We start from the raw sequence: 22128 nt of genomic DNA, 5'->3' as shown, positions 1-22128 counted from the left end.
CTTTTTTATGAAGAATTAACAAAATAGCACTTAAAACCTATTTTTTTATCTTTTTTAAAACACTAACTTTACGCAAATTTCTATGTAGATGTATTTAGTTTTCGATACCGAAACCACTGGTTTACCCAAAAATTTCAATGCTCCGCTTTCAGACTCAGACAATTGGCCAAGAATGGTTCAGATCGCCTGGCAGATCCACGATGATAATGGAAACCTGATCGAAAATCAAGATTATATCATCAAACCGGAAGGTTATGATATCCCTTTCAATGCGGCGCGAATCCACGGAATTACGACAAAAATCGCCAATGAAGAAGGTCGTGACCTGCAAGAGATCTTGGAAGAATTTTCTAAAGCTTTGGAAAATGTAAGAGTTGTTTCGGGACATAATGTTGAATTCGATTACAATATTGTCAGCGCAGAATTTTACCGGAAAAACATTAAGGATAATCTTCAGGAAAAACCGAGAGCCGACACAATGATCCTGGGAACAGATTATTGTAAATTGGAAGGCGGACGAGGTGGAAGATACAAATCTCCAAAACTAGAAGAACTTTACGAAAAACTATACGGACACAAATTCGATGAAGCGCATAATGCAGCTGCCGATGTAAACGCAACAGCGCAGGTTTTCTTCGAAATGATGAGGATTGGCGTGATCCCAACTGAGGTTTTGAAAATTTCGGAAACTCAGTTAAAGGAATTTCAATCGCTTCATCCCGATCCGATAAAACCATTCGGAATTGTCATCAGAAGGCAAGTCGCGAGTTTCAATAATAAAAAGAAACAAGTTGATATTACGAACATTGATGAGATCGATCTGGGTAACTATTTCCATTTTGACAATCACAGTGTTTTCTCGACTTTGACTGCGACAACCAATATCAATGACCTCATCAAAAAAGCGAAAGATGATAATTTCTCGGCTGTAGGGATTGTTGATATTGGAAATATGATGGGCGCTTTCAAATTCGTTACAGCAGTAGAAGGTGCAAATTCTGCAGTAACGAAGAAGCATAAAGAATATTTGGCAAGAAAAGTTGAGGCAGAAGAAAAGGGTGAAGAATTCAATGAAGAAGAACCAGATTCCAGCCAGTTGATCCCAATTGTTGGTTCAGAATTTTATATTTCCGACAGATACGAGCAAAAGCAATTTACCAAAGACGACCCTGATAGAAGAACACAAGTTGTACTTCTGGCAAAGGATTTTAACGGCTATAAAAACTTGGTCAAATTATCAAGTATCGGTTTCCAGAAAGGATTTTATTTCGGAGTTCCGAGAATAAGCAGAGAACTTATTGCTCAATATAAAGAAGGTTTGATCGCTTTGACATCCGGAATCAATGGCGACATTCCCAGCACAATCCTGAACATCGGAGAACAAAAGGGGGAAGAATTGTTCCAATGGTGGAAAGAGGAATTTGGCGACGATTTTTACGTTCAGATCCAAAATCATAATCTGCCGGAAGAAGAACATTTGAATGAGGTTTTACTACAATTTGCGGATAAATACAATGTGAAAATTCTGGCTCAAAATGAGACTTTCTATACAGATAAAAGCGATGCGAATATCCAGGATATTTTAGGTTGCATCAAAGACGGAGAAAAATTATCAACTCCGATTGGAAAAGGCTTCGGAAAGAGAAAAGGCCTCACGACCGATGAATATTACATCAAAAATGCAGAAGAACTGAAAGCCGCTTTTCTTGCATATCCGGATGCTTTCGAAGCCTATGATGAATTTCTGGCTAAATTTAAACCTTACACTCTAAAACGTGATGTTTTACTTCCGAAATTTGATATTCCTGCAGAATTTATCAATCCGGAAGATGATATCGATGGTGGAAAACGAGGTGAGATGGCTTATCTCACGCATTTGACCTATGAAGGAGCAAACAGAAGATACAAGGAGACAGGAATCACTCCTGAGATAAAAGAACGTTTAGACTTCGAATTGGAAGTTATCGCCAATACAGGTTATCCCGGATATTTCCTGATCGTTCAGGATTTCTGTAATGAAGCCAGAAAAATGGGCGTCTGGGTTGGTCCCGGTCGTGGTTCCGCTGCTGGTTCAGCAGTTGCTTATTGCATCGGAATTACCAATGTTGACCCAATTAAATATGACCTCCTTTTCGAGAGGTTCTTGAACCCGGAAAGGGTTTCGATGCCCGATATCGATATCGATTTTGATGATGAGGGCCGTGACAAGATCATCAAATGGGTGGTTGAAAAATATGGGCAGGAACAAGTGGCGCAGATTATCACGTATTCAGTTCTCGGAGGAAAATCGGCAATCAAAGATGCTGGTCGGGTCCTGGATGTTTCGATTCCGGAAACCAATATGATCGCAAAATTAATTCCGCCAAGCCCGGGAATGAATATTGCCAAAGCTCTTTCAAAATATGATAAACTGAAACCTGAAGACCAGCAATTGGTGGATGAAATGAAAGCCATTCTTGCAGACCAAAATGATTCCAGATTTTCCGTTTTGGATAGTGCCAAGAAAATGGAAGGTTGTATCAGGAATACAGGAATCCATGCTTGTGGTGTGATCATTACGCCGGAACCTGTGAGCAATCTGGTTCCGATTACAATTGCGGCGAAAGATGCAGACATTTTAGTTTCTCAATTCGATAACTCTGTGGCGGAGGATGCCGGTCTTTTGAAAATGGATTTCTTGGGATTAAGAACCTTGACCATTATAAAAGACGCTGTAAAGCTCGTCAAAGAACGTCACGGGATTGACATCGACCCAGATGCGATTCCGCTGGATGATGCAAAAACTTATCAATTATTTAAGGACGGAAGAACTATCGGGATTTTCCAATATGAAAGTCCTGGAATGCAAAAATATATGCGTGAACTGAAACCAACAGTTTTTGCCGATTTGATTGCGATGAATGCATTGTACCGTCCGGGGCCGATCAAATACATCCCAAATTTCATCAACAGAAAGCACGGAACTGAGGAAATCATTTACGACCTGCCGGAACTCGAGGAATATCTGGAAGAAACCTACGGAATCACAGTTTATCAGGAACAGGTAATGCTTCTGTCTCAAAAATTGGCCAACTTTACAAAAGGTGAGGCTGATACTCTGAGAAAAGCGATGGGTAAAAAGCAGATTGATGTCCTTAATAAAATGTACCCGAAATTCATAGAAGGTGGAAGGAAGAACAATCTCAACGAAGAACGATTAGAAAAAATATGGAATGACTGGAAAGCCTTTGCAGAATATGCTTTCAACAAATCCCACTCGACCTGTTACGCCTGGATCGCTTATCAAACCGCTTACTTAAAAGCCAATTATCCTGCTGAATATATGGCAAGTGTAATGAGCAATAACATTAACAATACCGCTTCTATCACAATGTTCATGGAAGATTGCAAAGCGATTGGTGTGGATGTTTTGGGACCTGACGTGAATGAATCCCAGTATAAATTTTCTGTAAATGAGAAAGGACAAATTCGTTTTGGACTAGGCGCAATAAAAGGAATTGGAGAAGGCCCCAGTGAAGCAATTACCAAAACCAGAGAAAATGGAAGATATAAAAATATCTATGATTTCTTTGAAAGGATCCCGCCTTCACAAGTTAATAAAAGAGTTGCTGAAAGCTTGATAATCGCTGGTGCTTTTGATGAACTGGATTCTTATCACAGAGGGCAATATTTTGACATCGACCAATCCGGAAGAACCAATATTGAAAGACTTTCCAGATATGGGCAAAGTTTTCAGGACAGCAAAAACGAAATGGACAATTCGCTTTTTGCTGATTTTGCCGAGGAAGTTCAGATTGAACAACCAAAACTTCTACCTTGTGCTGAATGGCCAAATATGCATAAGCTGAATAAAGAAAAAGAAATCATCGGTTTCTATCTTTCTGCGCATCCATTAGATGAGTTTAAATACCAATTCCAATTTATGCAAGGCGTTCTTTCTAAAAAAGCAGTTCTGGAAGAAAAAAGAGATGATCTGCCTGTTTTGGAAGAAGTCGCTCCAATTTTAGAAAAAGATAGTACACCAGACGAAGAAGTTCCGGATATTGTAGTTTCTGACGATTCGGGATTAGAGGAAGAAATTATCGAAGAATCTACGAAAAAGGCAGAGCCAAAAGGGAATTTCAACTTTTTAAATCTTGATGAAGTAGAAGCTTTCAAGGATTTAGCTTTCCCTACAAAAACGCCAGAACTTTTTGAAGAAAAGAAAAGCTGGAAAGACAAAATGAATGAAAAAGACAACACTAAAGAATATACAGTCGCCGGACTCATTACAGAATATCGTGTTGCGGACGGTTTCCGCAGCGGTGAAAAAGTAGCCTTCGTTATGCTGGAAGATTACACCGGCTCCTACTCTTTCCGTTTGGGAGATAGAGATTACATGCGACTGAAAGACAAATTGGAAGTTCAGCGGTTTGTCATTATGAAGATCAAGTACTCTCAAGGAAAAGATGGACGTGTATTTGTAAACGTAAATGAGGTCCTTGAACTGAAAGAAGCTTTTGACAGATTTGCGAAAAGTTTGTCAATTGTTGTTCCATTAGAATCTCTAAGAAAAACGGATATTGAATTCTTCAGAGAAAATATCATTCAGAATCAAGGTGAGCAAAAACTAAATTTTTTTATCAAGAATCCAGAAGACCAATCTGTTTTGGAAGTTGTATCAATGCAACACAAGATCAATATCAATGAAAATCTTTTGGAGGTAATTCATCAAATAAATAATTATGAGGTTTTTCTGAATTAAACCGACATTATCACTAAAGCACGGAAAAATTCAATGAAAAAAATCTATTTAATTAATTTTAAATAGATTTTTTTTCGACCAAAAAGAGTTGTTAATTATGAAAAAATAGCAATTTAACGAAAAAAAATAAATTAAAATCAAATTATCATGCTAAAAAATACAAATAAAACACTATATTTGTTTCAATTATAAAAATTAAATAATTATGAAGAGATTTTTACTTTCGTGCTCTTTAGCACTTGGAATGAGTGTAAGCGCCCAGTACAGTTCATTACAAAATTTTGACGATGACGTAACTGGCACTTATCATTTTGGAAACGGAACATTCAACACCACAGCAGCGAATGTTTGTAGCGGTACAACAACAGGAGCCCTTGCTTTCACAACAGCGGCACCACAAACAGGATGGATGACCGATTTAGAAGAATTGGGACAAACAGGAAACGGACAAGCTGTTACAGTAAGCATCAATTACAAAAAGGCAGCTAATTTAACAGGATCTTTGTATGTAGCTTATTTTGAATACAATGCAGATACAGACCAATGGTCCGTAACTCCAGTTGGATCACCCAGAGCTTTAACAACAGGAGCAGTAACAACATGTACTCCTTTTTCCGTTACAATCCCTTCTGGAACTTTGGATCCAGCCAAACAATATGGGCTCGGCATCTGGGTAGTTAGAACAGCAGGATCAGGTCTGTATGTTGATGATCTTAGTATCCAACAACAAGTAGTAACAACAGCTCCTAGCTGTACTACATTCACATCACCAACTAATGGAGCTGTTATTTCCGCTGGACAGCCTTCTATAACTTGGGCTGCTGCGGCCACAGCTGTAAATTACAAATTAACAATTGGAACTACACCTGGAGGAAGCCAAGTATTCAATGGAACTGTAAATGGAACATCTTATGCTTTTCCTGCTACAGTAAACACAACATACTATGCTAAAGTCGTTCCTTCCAACACATCTGGTGATGCGACAGGATGTACAGAAATAACATTTAGCACGAACAATACAGTTTCATATTGTACAGCTAGCGGACCTGCAAGCGCACAATATGACAAAATAACTAATGTCACTTTTGCCAACATCAACAATAACTCTCCAGGTAGCACAACGCCTTATCCTCCAGGATATGAGGACTTTACTTCTGTTGTTGGTAATGTAAACAAGGAAAGTACTTATGGTCTTGTTGTGAAATCAGATAGAGTTTACACTGGAGATGTCATCCGTGCTTTCATAGATTACAACAACAATGGAACTTTTGGCGATGCTGGAGAATTAGTAGCTACAATTAACGTTACAGCAAATTCAACTGCTTATACTAGTGCTACTACTAATATTACCATTCCTACAAGTGCAACAGAAGGGTCTACCCGTATGAGAGTACTAGTTTATGACAGCACCGCAACATTCACATCAACTTTAGCCACAACAGGCTGTGGAACTGCTGCTTATGGACAGGTAGAGGATTACACTTTAAACATTTCGGGTCCGGTAATGGCCGTTTCAGATGTAAACAAAGCAGGTATAACAGTATATCCAAATCCATTCACTGATGTCCTTAAAATCTCTGATGTGAAAGGCGTAAAATCTGTTTCTATAAATGATGTATCAGGAAGAGAAGTTAAGTCTCTTGCACCATCGGCTGAACTTAATCTTTCTAGCTTGAAATCAGGATTATACATTGTAAACCTTAAAATGGAAGATGGAAGTTTAAAAACTTTCAAAGCAATCAAAAAATAATTTTTTAGATCATTTAATATTTAAACCGCTCATTAGAGCGGTTTTTTTTCATAAAAAAACCTATGAATTATAGTAATTATATACATATTGTTAAATGAATAAAAAAAATACAATATACACTTACAATTTATTATAAATAATCATTATTTTTGTGATAAGTTAAATAATTAAATAATTATGAAGAAATTTTTACTTTCGTGCTGCCTAGCACTTGGTATTGGAGCAAATGCTCAAATTACCTACAATGGAGATTTTGAAGATGCAGGAACTCCCGGCTATTCCACAACACTCTATGGACAATTTGGTGGAGGGTCCAGAACAGCTGCGGCTGCATGTAACGGAGCCTATGGCGGACAGCTAGCCATTAGTGCCACATATGCCCAAACAGGCTATATGGTAATATTGAATAATATTACGGGACAAACAAATAATGGACAAGCTGTAACCGTCACGGCTGGTTATAAAAAAGCAGCTGGAGCTGTTGGAACCTTAAGCATAGCATATATGGTGCAAGATCCTGCCACACAAAGCTGGTCAGTTTATCCAGTAGGAACCGCAGCATCATTAACAAGTGCAGCAGTTACAACTTGTTCCACATTAAGTGCAACAATTCCGTCAGGAGCTTTGCAACCAGGCCAGACAACTGCAATTGGTGTTTGGTTCGTTAGATCTTCTGGTAGTGGTAACGTGTACGTTGATGACATCAATTTCCAACAAGCTACAGTTACCACAGCACCTTCTTGTACAACATTAACCTCTCCTGCTAATGAATCTACTGTTTCTGCAGGAAATAGCGTATTTACATGGCCAACTGTGGCAACAGCTGTTAATTATAAATTATCAATTGGTACAACACCTGGAGGCTCTGATGTTTTAAATACCACAGTTGCCGGAAACTCTTTAAATGTATCTCTACCTACAAACTCAACTTTATATGCTAAAGTCACACCTACAAATTCAAATGGTGACGCAACAGGTTGTACAGAGATCACATTTAATACCAATAGTACAATTTCATACTGCGGACCTATTACCGCATCAGCCACAGTATACCCAATATCCTCGGTTACATTTAACGGCACTACAAAAACATCCGCTGCAACTACCGGAGGCCCAGCATATGAAGACTACACAAGCACTGTGTTCAACGCAACTGTTGGCACTTCATATCCAATTTCCGTAACAGGAACAGGAGCCGCTGGAAACAGATTTGGAATGACAGTATTTGTTGACTGGAATGGAGATGGTGATTTTAATGATAGTAGTGAACAATATTTTACCACTTCACCATTTGTAGGAAATAATATCGCTACAAATGTTTTAACTGGGAACATACTCATCCCTGCTAATGCTACGGCTGGAAATAAGAGAATGAGAATAAAATATAACTTTAACTCTTCGGCGACAGCTATAATCCCAGCATTATCAGACCCTTGCGGAAATATGGGCAACGGACAGGTGGAAGATTATACCATTTCTGTAACAATACCTACAACAGCACCTGCGTGTGCAACGCTTGCCACTCCAGCTAATGGAGCGACCAATGTGACTCCAAACCCAGCTGTATTAACGTGGAATAGCGTTGAAGGAGCAAGTGGCTATAAACTTTATATCGGAACTACGTCCGGAGGAACAGATATCGCAAATGGAACTCTTGTTTCTACACCAACGTACAGCACAGTTTTAGCTTCTAATATAACTTATTATGTGAAAATTGTTCCTACAAACAGTATCGGAGATGCTACCGGTTGTACAGAAACATCTTTCACAACAGGTGCAGCAGCTTATTGTACTGCAAGTGCAACCAATACCAGCACTTCTTTTGAGAAAATCGCTAACGTAACTTTTGCAGATATAAACAATACCTCTACAGTATTCACTGGTTATTCAGACTATACTTCAATTACAGGCAATGTGACAAAAGGTAATGCATATACATTCACAGCTACTGGAAATGTTAACGCCTGGACAAGTGACATTGTGTTAGTATGGATTGATTACAATAAAGATGGTGTTTTTGATACTACTACAGAATTAGTATTGACATCAGCTATTGGAGTTGGTCCATGGACAGGTAGTATTACTATCCCTACAGGTGCAGCAACAGGAACTACACGTATGAGAGTTCGTTTATCAGACTCTTCAACGGGTCATAATGCTCTTCCTTGTGGAACATCTACTTATGGAGAAGTTGAAGATTACACACTGAACATTACTGGTCCTACAATGGCTGTGTCAGATTTAAGCAAATCAAATTTATCTATTTATCCTAACCCATTCACAGACGTTCTTAAAATCTCAGACATAAGAGGAGTGAAGTCTATCTCTGTAAATGATATGTCTGGAAGACAAGTAAAATCACTTGCTCCAACAGCAGAGATCAACCTTTCTAATCTTAAAGAAGGATTATATATTGTAAATCTTCAAATGGAAGACGGAAGTGTTAAATCTTTCAAAGCAATCAAGAAATAACAATTCTTGATTCAATCAATACTAAGCCACTCAATAGAGTGGCTTTTTGTTATTAACAAGCTTTATTACATTTTAATGTTAATATGCTTTCCCGAAAAGAAAAAAAACTTTATATTCGTATCAGTTTTAAATAAATTTATTAAATATGAAAAAAATTCTATTCTCTTGCCTTTTGGCATTAGGTATCGGAGTGAATGCTCAGTACGACTTCACTGAAGGTTTTGAAGAAGACATGATTGGTATGGGCCAATTTGGTGGTGGCGGCACAACCACTACCAACGTATGTAGTGGAGCTGTAGCGGGTTCACTTACTTATAGTGCTACCGTAACACAAACAGGTTGGTTTGCTAATCTATTGGAAGTAGGAGACTATTATGGACAAGTAGATAACGGACAAAAAATAGATGTAAGCTTTAAATATAGAAAAGCTGCCAATCTTACTGGTACTCTATATGTAATGTATGCCGTTCTTAATGAATCCACTAGCAGCTGGTCAATCTATACTGTCGGAACTGGTGTTACATTAACAGCCCCAGCCGTTACAACTTGTGGAACTGTGACTGCTACAATACCTGCTGGTACATTTGAACCTGGTAAAGTCTATGGTATCGGTACATGGATGGTAAGAACAGGAAGCACGACAGGTGCATTATATATAGATGACCTTGTCGTGAAGCAGGCTGTAGTTACAACAGCACCAGCTTGTACTACATTTACATCCCCTACAAACGGAAGTACAATTTCTGCTGGTACAGTAGGCTTTACATGGCCATCTGTAGAGGGTGCTTCTAGCTATAAGATAACTGTTGGAACATCTGCAGGAGCATCTGATGTAGTAAACACAACTGTTTTAGGAGCCTCTACTTCGCTAAATGTTTCGCTTTCGCCTAACACGACCTACTACACAAAAATAGTTCCTACAAACAACGTAGGTGATGCTACTGGTTGCCAAGAGATCACATTCACAACAAATAGCAATATAAGCCATTGCGGTCCTATTACCTCAACAGCGCCTACTGCAATTGCACCGATCAAATCTGTTACTTTTGCAGGAGTTACCAATACTTCTGACCCTACAGCTACTACTATCGGCTCTTTCCCAGTACATCAGGATTTCACATCTACAGAATTTATTGTTAAAGATGATGTTACCACTCTGCCTATAACAGTATTAGGAGGAACTAATGGTAATGCTGTAAACGGATGGGCAACAGCAGTATTTGTAGATTGGAACAATGATGGTGACTTTGATGATGCGGGAGAATCATATTTCAACACTTTCGCGACCAAAGTTTATACCACCGGAACAACTGCTAACCCTGTTACTTTGACGGGTAATATTACAATTCCTGGAGGAACTGCCCTTGGTAAGAAAAAGATGAGAGTGAAATACAACTACCAGCCACCTACTTTCACCGAAATGAATACGCCATTACAAACTGCTTGTACAACTATGATCAACGGTCAGGTAGAAGATTACACTATCGATTACCAAAGTGCTCTTGCGGTATCAGACGTAAACAAGAAAGGAATATCTGTATATCCTAACCCATTCACAGATGTACTTAAGATCTCTGATGTAAAAGGAGTGAAATCTATTTCTGTGAACGATATCTCAGGAAGACAAGTTAAAGCTCTTGCTGCTACAGAAGAACTTAACCTATCAAGCTTGAAAGCTGGTCTTTACATTGTTAATTTACAAATGGAAGACGGAAGCGTAAAAACTTTCAAGGCAATCAAAAAATAATTCTTAGAGTTATAAACCCATATTTAGTCCGTCCAGTTTTAAAACTAGACGGACTTTTTTTGTTGTTTTCTTTGACAAATCCATAGTATTTTCTAATTTTTTTTCTTAATTTGGTTAACAATTAAAATAATTATTATGAAAAAACTTTTATTCTCTTTTTCAATGTTGTGCTTAGCCAACGTTGTCAATGCACAATGCGTAGATGGATATGCCTATCCAGAAGATCCAGTTGCAGTCTCAACTTGTGACGGAACAACCGAAAACATCATTACCGACGACAGTTGGAGTGGTGAGTATGCTATCGTAAGCTTAACCGCTGGAAGAATCTATACATTCACCACTACAGAAGCTGATTACTACATTACTATCGCAACTCCATCCGGAACACCTCTGGTCTATGGAAAAGGACCTCTGGTCTATTCACCAACGACGAATGGCGAAGTCTATTTCTACACACATACAAGCGCAAATTGTGGAAGCACCTGGTTTGACGATCACTCAAAAATTGTGATATGCTCACCTCCTCCAACTACTGCGCCCAGCTGTACTACCTACACTTTACCAAGCAATGGCGCAAACCCGAACGATCCTGTCATAATAAATTGGGCTATCGCATCCGGAGCAACCGGTTATAAACTATATATAGGAACCAGCACAGGTAATTATAATATAGCAAATGGTATAAGCGTAACCGCTACCAGCTATACCATACCGAGCCCCGCTCCCAATACTACATATTATGTGAAAATAGTTCCTCTGAATAATATAGGCGAAGCAACTGGATGCTCTGAAAGCAGCTTTGTTACCGGAGCATCAGATTATTGTACTTCAATTCCAACTAATATTGGCTTTAATGATGGTATTACAAATGTCACACTTAACGGAGAAACACAGAACATAAACAATACAACGACTACCGCTGCCGGTTCAGAGTACACTAATTATTCTTCCACGATCGGGGCAGACCTTGCAAAAGGAAAAAGCTACAACCTAAGTGTTTCTGTAAATACTGACGGTGACTACACTCAATATCAGATTGCGTGGATCGACTGGAACCAGAACAAAGTGTTCGAAGATTCTGAGAGATACGACCTAGGAACTGCTACGAATGTAACCAGCGGATTAAGTTCTGCCTGCCCGTACAGCTTTATCGTTCCTTCTAGTGCTACTCTGGGAGATACAAGAATGAGAGTCAGAACCTTCTATTATTCCGGTAATGTGGAAAACCCTTGTATGAATGGGGATGATGGCGAAGTAGAAGATTACAAAATCTCTGTAGTTGAAAACCTTGCCGTATCTGATGCGAACAAGAAAGGAATCTCTATATATCCCAACCCATTCACAGATGTTCTTAAGATCTCTGATGTAAAAGGCGTGAAAGCTATCTCTGTAAATGATGTTTCCGGAAGAGAAGTTAAAGCTCTTGCACCATCTGCAGAACTTAATCTATCAAGCTTGAAAGCTGGATTATACATTGTAAATCTTAAAATGGAAGACGGAAGCGTAAAAACCTTCAAAGCAATTAAGAAATAATTCTTAGAATTATAAATTATATTGATCCGCCTTGTTAATTAACAGGGCGGATTTTTTAGTGAGTTTGGAACAAGCCAGGTTCTAATTTTCATCAGCAACAAATTTACTAAACATCAAATACTTACTTATAACGTCTTAAAAATAACAAGCTTGGTTTTAAGCAACAACAAGCTTGGTTTCTAATCATGAGAAGCTTGTTATTATTAGAAATCAAGCCAAGTTATTCCTGACAATCAAGATAACTAATCATGATATAATAGGTCACTCACAAAAAATCCTGCGAAAAATCGCAGGATCAATTATTAATATCGGATATGCCTTACCAGATTTTGATTCTCTCTTCCGGCTTTTTGTAAAGCTTGTCACCTTCTTTCACATCAAATGCTTTGTAGAAAGCCTCTGTGTTAACCAATGGTCCAAAACTTCTGAAGAATCCCGGAGAGTGTGGATCTGTCTTAACTTGGTTCGTAAGATACTTTTCTGTTGACAAAGTTCTCCAAACCGTTGCCCAGCTAAGGAAGAATCTCTGATCTGGGGTGTACCCATCGATCTTCCCCGGGTTACCTTTATCTTTAAGATACATCTGTAATGCATCATAAGCAATGTTAACCCCACCCAGGTCGGCAATGTTCTCTCCGTTTGTGAAAGTTCCGTTCACATGGACATCTTTTGCTGGTTCATATTTGTCATATTGTGCAGCTAGACTTTTTGTGGCCTTTTCAAAGTTAGCCTTATCTTCGGCCGTCCACCAGTCTGTCAGGTTACCGTCTCCATCAAACTGAGCACCGCTGTCATCGAAACCGTGCGTCATCTCATGACCGATCACAGCACCAATTCCTCCGAAGTTAACCGCCGCATCGGCATTTGGATTGAAGAAAGGAGGCTGAAGGATCGCAGCTGGGAAAACGATCTCGTTGTTAACAGGGTTATAATAAGCATTCACAGTTTGTGGAGACATACCCCACTCTGTTTTATCTACAGGCTTCCCTAATTTTTCCAGCTCTTTGCTGTAATGCCAGCTTTCTACATTCTGCAAGTTAGAATAAAGAGTACCTCCGTCTTTATCAGACTTGATCGTCAATTTGGAATAGTCTTTCCATGTATCAGGATAAGCAATCTTCACAGTGAATTTGTTCAGCTTATCAAGTGCTTTCTGCTTTGTAGTAGAGGACATCCAGGAAAGACCATCGATGTGAACCCCGAAGCTTTTCTTAAGATAATCTATGTAGGTCAACATTTGGGCTTTAGCTTCTGGCGTAAAGAATTTGTCCACATAGACTTTACCAAAAGCTTCCCCAAGAACACCATTGATCAAAGACAATGCTCTTTTATTAAGTGCTCTTTGCTCTTGTTGCCCTTGCAGATACTTGCTATAGAAATCAAATTTCATGTCATCCATCTTCTGGTCCAAATAACTCGCACTACCTGAAAGCAAATGGAACTTAAGATAATCCTTGATCAAAGGGATGTTTTTCTCCGTAAGGAACGTATCGAGCTTTTTATAATAACCAAGCTCACCAATGATCACTTTATCCGTCTTCACTCCTGCTTCTGCAAGATATTTTGGCAGATCGATATTTTTCACCAGAGCTTTTAGCTCAGGCAATGTTTTCGGGTTGTATTGTAAGGTTGCATCACGGATCTGCTCATTCGTAAGCAATGTCTTAGCCATTGTCTTTTCAAAATTAACGATCTGCGCAGCAACTGCTGTAGAATTTTTATATCCTGCTACAGTCAATACCTTTGCAACATATTTTTTATATTCTTCAATCGTCTCGGTATTCTTTGGAGAATCTTTTTGATAATAATCTCTTCCAAGACCGAAAGAAGCATCACCCAGATAAACAGCATTCATCTTAGAATCCTTCAGATCACCATCTACACCCCAACCGTAGAAAGCGTTCTCTCCTCTCCTGGTAGCTTCTATAAGATATTTCTGAAGGTCAGCCACGCTTTTTATCGCATCTATTTTTGCAAGATCGCCTTTTACCGGGTTGATCCCATCCGCATTACGTTTGGCCATATCCATATAAGTCTCATAAAGTGCTTGTATCTTCTGCCCTTCCGATCCTGTTGCGAATTTTTCTTTCAAGATGTTATCCAAAAGCCCCAGAGAATTGTTGTCTGTAGTTTCTCTAAGCTGTGTGAAAGAACCCCAACTTGGTTTATCTGCCGGAATCTTAGCTGTTTTCATCCAGGTTCCGTTCACATAATTATAAAAATCATCTTGCGGACGAATGGAAGTATCCATATAATTAAGTTCCAAAGCCGGTTGTTTGGTCTGTGCAAAAGTAAGGCTGGAAACAGAAGCCAGCATCAATACACTTAATGAGATCTTTTTCATTTTATAGATAATAATATTTAGGGTTATATGTCTTTTATGATCACGATTTGTTACAATAGGAATCAACATTATGAGATGTAAAAATAACAATCTTTAAATTAATGCAAGGAATATAAACCACTTACAACTAAATCTTTACATAAAATCTCCAATCAGAAAATCTATTTATTCAATTAATTTATAGAATGTATAGGATTTTAATTATCAGAACCCTATTTTTACGGTAAAAACATAATTAAATTCTTTCGTCAATGCATCATAATTTATTGTTGATACTCGCATTACTTTTTTCTGTTTTCATGATGGTAATGGTAGCAAAAAAAATGAAGATCGCCTATCCAATTTTTCTGGTGCTGGCAGGATTAATCATCAGTTTTTTACCCGGAATTCCAGAGATAGAGCTGGATCCGGAATTGGTTTTCCTGATCTTTCTCCCTCCATTACTTTACGAAGCAGCGTGGTACACCTCTTGGAACGACTTCTGGAAATGGAAAAGGCCAATTTCCTTGTTGGCATTCGGATTGGTATTTGCAACCTCATTGATCGTCGCTTATCTTTCTAAAGCAATGATTCCGGGGTTTACATTAGCGCTTGGTTTTTTATTAGGGGGAATTATTTCTCCACCGGATGCAGTTGCTGCAACATCTGTCCTTAAAGGATTGCCTGTTCCAAAAAGAATTGTAAGTATTCTAGAAGGTGAAAGCTTGGTCAATGATGCATCATCACTGATAGTTTTCCGGTTTGCTCTGGCGGCTATATTGACAGGCAGCTTTTCAATGCATGAGGCTGTTGGACAATTCTTTCTTGTAGCAGGAATGGGAATCGTGGTTGGGCTAATCGGCGCAGGTATCATGTATCTCATCCATAGATTTTTACCCACCACATCTGCTATTGATGCCGCACTTACAATAATGACACCCTACATGCTGTATCTAGGCGCGGAGCAATTCCATTTCTCCGGAGTGATGGCCGTGGTTACGGGCGGACTTTTCATCTCCTACAGATCTCATGAGATCTTCAAAAATGGAAATACCCGCCTCAATATGCTAGGTGTTTGGACAACCGTTATTTTTGTAATGAATGCGATGGTTTTCATTCTCATTGGATTATCCCTTCCCTCGATCATTCATGGCCTGGAAGAAGCATCGTTAATAGAAGGTATTAAATATGGCGTTATCATCAGTATTGTTGCTATTGCTATCCGGTTTTTATGGATCTATCCAGCAGCATTTGTCCCAAGATGGCTTTTCAAATCGGTGAGAAGAGAACAATCTCCGGGCTGGAAAGGACCAATTGTTATCGGTTGGGCAGGAATGAGAGGGGTCGTTTCGCTTGCAACTGCACTCTCCATCCCGTTTACATTACCAGACGGAACAGCTTTTCCTCATAGAAATCTGATTCTTTTCATTACCTTCATCGTAATTTTTATAACATTAGTGATCCAAGGACTTACTTTACCTTTTATTGTAAAAAAACTCAAAATGCCATCGATGGATGTTGTTCTGCCACAGGAACAACAGGAAGCTCAGATACAGATCAGATTGAACCGTCTTGCTCTTAATCATATCAACAAAAATTATTCTGAGGTCATTCAAAAAAGCAATCTTTTGAAAAATTATCAAACTCAGATCTCTATTGAAACCGAGAACACAGAAAATCAGCTCGACCTTTTGGAATGTAATAATTGTACGACACAGGAGATTGATAAATTCTCAGAGATCCTTAAGGAAATCTACGACAAGCAAAGACTCGAGATCTTCCAAATGAGACGCGAAAAGTACTATGACGATGAGGAAATCCGAAAAGCAGAATTACAGCTTGACCTGAACGATCTGAAAATAAATCCTAACTTCCATTAATAAAAAGAGCTTCCAAATCTGGAAGCTCTTTTCAATAAACCGGTATTGTGTTTCATCTCTTGAATTTCTAAAAGAATAGCTTAACATATCTATCTTTATATTAATGGTCTATCAGAAAAGCATCATATTCCTGACCTTTATTATTTTTTCATTTTCTTTGGCATCAGAATTTGAAAATAATATATCTATTACTGACTGCAGAGCACAATAATCACTGGTCTCAATGTGCTTTCTGATTTCCAGAATTTTCTCCTTAGAGATAAACATCCCAGAGGCTGATAACTCATCCTCCAATAATGAAATAAAATCCTCTAAATAATCAAATTCATTGCTATCGTATATTTTTTCATCCATTTTTATAAAGCTGTTTAAGGAATTTATATTCACTCATTATATTAGTTTTGCAATTTCCCTTTTACAGGATAAATTATGTAAATCGGAAAAAATGGGTAATATTAATCTTCAAAATATTCTTTTGCATTTTGGAGTGACTGTTTCAATTCAGATATCTGCCCTTTGTTCAGCCCTATTATTTTACAGTACAGTTTTTTTGGTTTCTGCTCTTTGGATCTTATAATTAACACAAGAGATGTGGTGAATAATCCATTACGGATGCTAAAACCGACCAACATATCGATTGGGAACTCTATAGATGTCACACCTGGATTTAATTTCCAGAAATAAGGTTGCTTTATGGATATAAACTGTTGAGAATTTTCATATTCAAAGAATCTAAGTTTTAAAAGTGTATAAAAGGTCACAACAGATCCTGTTATACAGATCATTAAAAATAAGTGGTAAAATGATGCTGGTTTCAACATATATATGATAATTCCAAGGAAAGTTAGAACTACCAGTATGACAATCAATATTTTGAAATAAAAATCGATGATCTTCTTGTTGTTTATCTTTTTCATCACTCGAGTTAAAAAATTAAGCCCTCTTCAGAAATATCTCTCTCATCATTTGTATATCTGATTTTTATAAATAATAGAGGGCTTAAAGTTTAATTGATCATTATGATCTTTCTAAATAATCTTAACCATTGCTTTTTTGAAAATTAAATTCACGGTTTCCAAAAGCTCCAGACAGTTCCGTTGTAAACAGCCAATTGTTTTTTGGTTGTGTCATACACCATCATTCCGGTACTTGGATTGATAATATTGAGATGTGGACTGGCAACTTTGGGGAGGATCATGGCCTTGTTCGTATCGGTCAGCACCAAGATACCTTGCGTAGTGTCTGTAGCACCATTAACTCCAATGGCCGTTTTAGCTGTGGTCTTTTCTATTTTGTCAGGTCCTTGGATTATAGCATCTGCCTGACCATTGGCATCTACGCTAAGGTCAAACCAATTCCCGTCTTTCAGATATTTTACTTTCTTATCTGTCATATCATAGATCACCGTACCGTCTTCTACTATACCACTTTTATCCTCGACATAGGGAAGGATCATTCCCCTATTCTCCGTATCTGAAAATTCCAGAGAAACAGAGTTGTTAGTTAAAATATCTTTCCCTATTGCTACTTGAGATTTTATAACAATGGCAGAGAAAATCATTATTGTTACTATTATATTTTTCATTCTGTATTATTTATATGATGAAAATCGAAAATGCTTTCAATTGATTCATTACAATTTTCATTTTTGGGTCATATCATTAAATTGTTTATTCGGGACAAGTTTGCGTACTGATACAATACCATCCCCAGGCAGTACCATTATTGGTATAAATTTTCAGGCATTTGTTCGTCGTATCATAGACCATCATACCTTCTACAAAATTGGTTTGTTCTATTCCTACAGGATTACCTGAAGCATCAAACGCCACTCTGTTTGGTACAAAACCTTTGGTTTTTGCTTCCAAAACCAACCATGCTCCTTTTCTTACCATTGGCCAGTTATCTGGATCATCAGACCCTGCTCTATCTAACGAACTGATACCCAATTTGCTGTCCAAAACAAGCCCGCCAGTGGTAGCCCCGGGTTTGTAACAAATGTTATTGACACAAATAATAGGCGTGTTACCATCACCAGGCACGGTTATTACAGATGTTCTTGTATCTATATAAGCAGAATACACTTTCAATGATTGATCTCCTAAAGAAGCAAGACTTCCAATAGAAATTTTTACCTCATCAAAAGGTTTTGTTGCCTGGAAACCCGGTGTATAGATATCTGCAGGTGTACCAAACCATTGTGTAAAGAAAGAAAAATCTATCAAAGCATTACCACTTCTTTCTTCCTGATAATTACCATCTAAATATGTAGTTACCTTAACATTGGGCAAAAAAGCACCGGAAAAAGGGAAATTCAGTTTATCTACCATAAATCCCGCAAATGTACCTATCGGTAAAGTTACTTTGGGAACAGCTATAGAGATAGACCCTGTAACACCGGCTGTTGCAGGCAAATGTATTGTTGCAAAATCTGTTTTGCTTGGGCTTACCGCATTCCAAACTTTATCAATACCATATCCTGCTGATGCTAAACCTTCATATCCTGTATTGGCATATTCTATTACTGCCGGGATTGTAGGAGAAGTCGTAGTCGTGGAACCATCGGTAAGTACATAAGTACCATCGCATTGCAAGACTAAAGGGCACGTAGTGGTAGAAGTAGGACTGAAATCTCTTGCTACTACATTGTGGATTCTAATCTCACCGGCAGAAGCACCCGCAGCACGGGTTATCACATAACGTACCTCATCAAATGGTACGTGAGCCACTGTTCCTATTACCAAACGCTGGAAGCCTCCTGAAACTGCAGCTGTACTTAATCCGCCGGCAAGTTGGGTACCTGTACTGGTCTGTACCAGACCACCGCCTTTGTATAGTTCTATTTTATTACTTTCAAAAGCGCTTGCCTGCGCTATATCTAATGTGCTAATATCGAAACCGATATAAGTATCTTTGGGAAAATCACCAAAGCCATTAGCCACACTGAAAGCTAATCCTGAACCTACACTAGCCCCAAGCTGCATTGCTGCATAACTGTTTGGGTCATTATCTATGGCTTTCTGAGATTCACTCACAGAACTATTACCATCTATAAAAGCAGTAACCCCTGTTCTTTCTCCATTCACATATAAAGGATATTTAGGAACGCTTATATTTTCTATTTCATCACATTTAATAACAGGAGTTGCACAGAACCTCTGAATAACTGCTGAATAAATTTCTATAGTACCCGCATTTGCATTTGCAACTTTGTTTATGGTAAATTTCACCCCGCTAAATGGAGCATCAGAAGCAAAACCTAATATCTGACGTCTATCAGTTCCATTAACAATAGAGGTGTGTACACCGAAGAAACTAGAATTCATTACCGCAGAGTCTGCAACAGTTCCGTCTGCTTTTAGTGTAGAAACCGTAATTGTACTACCAAATAATTCTGCTGCAACAAGCGTAGGAAATGCTACATCAAAACCGGCAAAAGTACCGGCAGGATACAACTCATAAGTAAGGTCTCCCGGGTTACCAATTGCCTTACTACCGTCTTGTACTGCTACCGAAGCATTGGTTACACCTCCTACTACAGTGTACAATTTAGCTGGTTGGTTGGTATTTGCTACAAGATTGTTCAAATCCTCAAAATAAGTATTCCCTGTCGCTACACCCGATACGCCAGTGTTTGCAGCATCTATAAACACAGGGTAAACAGGTCTTTTAAGATTTGTAACGGTGTTACAAGCCTGAGCAGGTGCTACGCAAAACGTTTCTATCACAGCACGGTAAACTTTTGTACTGGAGCCTGCAGACGCACCCGCTATCAGTTCTACAGTAATTCTTACCTCATCAAAAGCAGGGCTTTTAAAACCTATAATATACTTTCCATTATTGGGCGTAAAGAGGTTAGCTGCTAATACATTGGTGGTGCTATATCTATCAACTTCAGTTCCGTTTTTATAAGTACTGATGATGAAATTCTTACCTGCACTTGCTGTTGCAAAACTGTCGTCCTGAATTTCGAAACCGGCAAAAGTACCATCTGGGTAACCACGATTAGGAGTATTATCCGGATCACCAGGATTCGACTTTTGTCGCGAAATAACCGAGATGCCATAGTTAGAAAATAGCGATGCACCTGTGGCAGCACCTATTTCCGCATAATTGTTCAAATTTGTGTCTATCACATTTTGTACGTTGGTAATACCCGGGTTTCCAAGAGAAGCAGTAAGTATACTGGTACCAAGGGCTCTCGTATAGACCGGGTGGTTTTGTACACCATTCGGGGGAATCTCTCCGGCAATAAGACTTACCGGTGCACCACACGTAATGGCAGCATCACAAAAACGCTGAACAATAGGGTAATAAATTTCTAGTGTGCCGACAGCAGCAGTTACATTCATCTGAATTTCAAATTCAACGGTATCAAACGGAAGGTCTGAAACTGCACCTACTGTTAGGAGGCCGCCGCTGGCAGAAGCACTTAGAAATTCCTCATTCACGACATCTGAACCTTGCTGACTACCATTTAAATAGAATCTGAGCCTTTTTGTCACATTTACCCCTCCGGATACGGCATTCAGCTGGTAAACACCGCCTCCAAAAGTACCGGCAGGATAGACCACGCCTTCGTCTTTTAAGGTACCCCTATAAGTTGCCAAACCGAGACTGATAAAAGGAATTGTACCATGGCTTGTAGGACCTGGATCTTCGTCTTCAAGATTAGGTACCAAATCAGGCCACGAAGCTGCAGGAATTAGAACAATGAACGGTGGTACCGGTATTGCGACTGCTGCATATCCTCCTGCTGTTACTCCCCTACCTGTAAGCGGTATCTGAGCGTTGCAGGTGGAAACTTTGTCGCCGACGGTATCATAACCGCCACCGGTACGGGTGTAGCGCTGCAGATAGACATTGTGTATCCTTTGGTTTAGTGTAGCAGTACCAACAGGATTTGCATTTGAAGCTGTTGAAACGAGCTGAACCTCCACCCTATCAAATGGTTTGTGAACGAAGAAACCAACATCTGTAATTCCTGTAAGAGCCCACCCTAAAGAAGTGCTTGTTTCTACCGGAGCAGGATCGGCTCCCAAATAGGTCTTTATAACGATACCTCCGAGGCTGGCAACGGCAATACCTGTAGTGCTTCTGCTGACATTTACCCCTACATAATACCCTGTAAATGGTGTAGTATTGTAGATATTGCCATCACTTACGCTGACGGGACTAGTGGTAAATAGTGTACCAATTGTTGTAGGAACAGCCACTGTGTTTGTTGCATAAGTTGCTGCATTATTGTCAACCAACTGAGGAAGGGTTGCTCCCCATGAACCATTTCCGGTTCCAGTTTGGCCAGCTGTTACTCCGGTAAAACCAGTCGGTCCGCCGTTTACCCAAGCTATTTTTCCGGTAGCATCGGTAATATCCTTATTGGTAGGATATACTTTGGTATCTTGAGAGAAAGCGGTAATGCTTCCTGCCAAAGCCAAAACCAAGGCGGCATTTCTGAGAAAGGAGTTTCCTTTCTGCTGTAAATTGTTGAGATTCATCATAATGTTTTCATTTTTATAAATTAGATTTGAAGTTTATACGTCTATTTTTAGGTTTTGTACCTAAAATTTGGGGTTATCTGACCCTAAGTTTTAGGTCTCGAACCTCATTTTTCTGGTCTTAGACCTAGTTTTTGGCGTCCTGAACCCCAAATTTGAGGTTGTATAACCTCATCGCCGC

11 protein-coding genes are annotated in these 22128 nt (G+C 38.9%); 6 read left to right on the top strand and 5 right to left on the bottom strand.

Going from position 1 to position 22128, the window contains the following annotated elements; genetic code table 11:
* Positions 1 to 88: 88 nt before the first annotated feature.
* The 5 genes from dnaE to BLT30_RS03520 all read left to right on the top strand — a co-directional run bounded on the left by dnaE (position 89) and on the right by BLT30_RS03520 (position 12246).
* A complete protein-coding gene (gene dnaE, locus BLT30_RS03540) occupies positions 89 to 4744 on the top strand; it encodes a DNA polymerase III subunit alpha (protein WP_089871452.1) in 4656 nt (1551 codons plus the stop codon).
* A 205-nt stretch (positions 4745 to 4949) separates the two neighbouring features.
* The gene (locus tag BLT30_RS03535; RefSeq protein WP_089871448.1) at positions 4950 to 6494 is read left to right on the top strand and encodes a GEVED domain-containing protein; all 1545 of its coding nucleotides are present in this window, start codon (positions 4950 to 4952) and stop codon (positions 6492 to 6494) included.
* A 177-nt stretch (positions 6495 to 6671) separates the two neighbouring features.
* On the top strand, positions 6672 to 8966 hold the full coding sequence (locus BLT30_RS03530) for a GEVED domain-containing protein (RefSeq protein ID WP_089871446.1): 2295 nt from the start codon (positions 6672 to 6674) through the stop codon (positions 8964 to 8966).
* Between the two features lie 145 nt (positions 8967 to 9111).
* The gene (locus tag BLT30_RS03525; RefSeq protein WP_089871444.1) at positions 9112 to 10713 is read left to right on the top strand and encodes a GEVED domain-containing protein; all 1602 of its coding nucleotides are present in this window, start codon (positions 9112 to 9114) and stop codon (positions 10711 to 10713) included.
* 135 nt (positions 10714 to 10848) lie between these two features.
* Positions 10849 to 12246, top strand: a complete 1398-nt coding sequence (locus BLT30_RS03520) for a GEVED domain-containing protein (protein ID WP_089871442.1) — start codon at positions 10849 to 10851, stop codon at positions 12244 to 12246.
* A 319-nt stretch (positions 12247 to 12565) separates the two neighbouring features.
* On the opposite strand, the gene BLT30_RS03515 is transcribed toward BLT30_RS03520, so the two are convergent.
* Positions 12566 to 14563 carry a M13 family metallopeptidase gene (locus tag BLT30_RS03515; protein WP_394332193.1) on the bottom strand — a complete coding sequence of 666 codons (1998 nt, stop codon included), beginning with the start codon at positions 14561 to 14563 and terminating at the stop codon, positions 12566 to 12568.
* A 278-nt stretch (positions 14564 to 14841) separates the two neighbouring features.
* Between BLT30_RS03515 and BLT30_RS03510 the strand changes: the two genes are divergently transcribed.
* Positions 14842 to 16449, top strand: a complete 1608-nt coding sequence (locus BLT30_RS03510; RefSeq protein WP_089871440.1) for a Na+/H+ antiporter — start codon at positions 14842 to 14844, stop codon at positions 16447 to 16449.
* 111 nt (positions 16450 to 16560) lie between these two features.
* Here the strand turns inward: BLT30_RS03510 and BLT30_RS03505 are convergent, their stop codons facing one another.
* The 4 genes from BLT30_RS03505 to BLT30_RS03490 all read right to left on the bottom strand — a co-directional run bounded on the left by BLT30_RS03505 (position 16561) and on the right by BLT30_RS03490 (position 21950).
* Positions 16561 to 16803 (bottom strand): hypothetical protein, encoded by a 243-nt coding sequence (locus BLT30_RS03505; RefSeq protein ID WP_089871439.1) that lies wholly within the window; start codon positions 16801 to 16803, stop codon positions 16561 to 16563.
* A gap of 101 nt (positions 16804 to 16904) precedes the next feature.
* Positions 16905 to 17366, bottom strand: a complete 462-nt coding sequence (locus BLT30_RS03500) for a hypothetical protein (RefSeq protein ID WP_089871437.1) — start codon at positions 17364 to 17366, stop codon at positions 16905 to 16907.
* Between the two features lie 149 nt (positions 17367 to 17515).
* A complete protein-coding gene (locus BLT30_RS03495; protein ID WP_089871435.1) occupies positions 17516 to 18034 on the bottom strand; it encodes a hypothetical protein in 519 nt (172 codons plus the stop codon).
* 85 nt (positions 18035 to 18119) lie between these two features.
* Positions 18120 to 21950 carry a hypothetical protein gene (locus BLT30_RS03490; RefSeq protein ID WP_139166563.1) on the bottom strand — a complete coding sequence of 1277 codons (3831 nt, stop codon included), beginning with the start codon at positions 21948 to 21950 and terminating at the stop codon, positions 18120 to 18122.
* Positions 21951 to 22128 lie beyond the last annotated feature (178 nt).

Source organism: Epilithonimonas hungarica (assembly GCF_900102265.1).
Classification (GTDB): Bacteria; Bacteroidota; Bacteroidia; order Flavobacteriales; family Weeksellaceae; genus Epilithonimonas; species Epilithonimonas hungarica.
The sequence above is the reverse complement of the archived record's forward strand: the minus strand, read 5'-3'. Positions and strand labels throughout refer to the sequence as shown.

Bases quoted from the DNA above. Each gene is read 5' to 3' on its own strand.
- BLT30_RS03525 (WP_089871444.1), top strand. From the start codon at position 9,112: ATGAAAAAAATTCTATTCTCTTGCCTTTTGGCATTAGGTATCGGAGTG.
- BLT30_RS03515 (WP_394332193.1), bottom strand. From the start codon at position 14,563: ATGCTGGCTTCTGTTTCCAGCCTTACTTTTGCACAGACCAAACAACCG.
- dnaE (WP_089871452.1), top strand. From the start codon at position 89: ATGTATTTAGTTTTCGATACCGAAACCACTGGTTTACCCAAAAATTTC.
- BLT30_RS03535 (WP_089871448.1), top strand. From the start codon at position 4,950: ATGAAGAGATTTTTACTTTCGTGCTCTTTAGCACTTGGAATGAGTGTA.
- BLT30_RS03530 (WP_089871446.1), top strand. From the start codon at position 6,672: ATGAAGAAATTTTTACTTTCGTGCTGCCTAGCACTTGGTATTGGAGCA.
- BLT30_RS03495 (WP_089871435.1), bottom strand. From the start codon at position 18,034: ATGAAAAATATAATAGTAACAATAATGATTTTCTCTGCCATTGTTATA.
- BLT30_RS03500 (WP_089871437.1), bottom strand. From the start codon at position 17,366: ATGAAAAAGATAAACAACAAGAAGATCATCGATTTTTATTTCAAAATA.
- BLT30_RS03510 (WP_089871440.1), top strand. From the start codon at position 14,842: ATGCATCATAATTTATTGTTGATACTCGCATTACTTTTTTCTGTTTTC.
- BLT30_RS03490 (WP_139166563.1), bottom strand. From the start codon at position 21,950: ATGATGAATCTCAACAATTTACAGCAGAAAGGAAACTCCTTTCTCAGA.
- BLT30_RS03505 (WP_089871439.1), bottom strand. From the start codon at position 16,803: ATGGATGAAAAAATATACGATAGCAATGAATTTGATTATTTAGAGGAT.
- BLT30_RS03520 (WP_089871442.1), top strand. From the start codon at position 10,849: ATGAAAAAACTTTTATTCTCTTTTTCAATGTTGTGCTTAGCCAACGTT.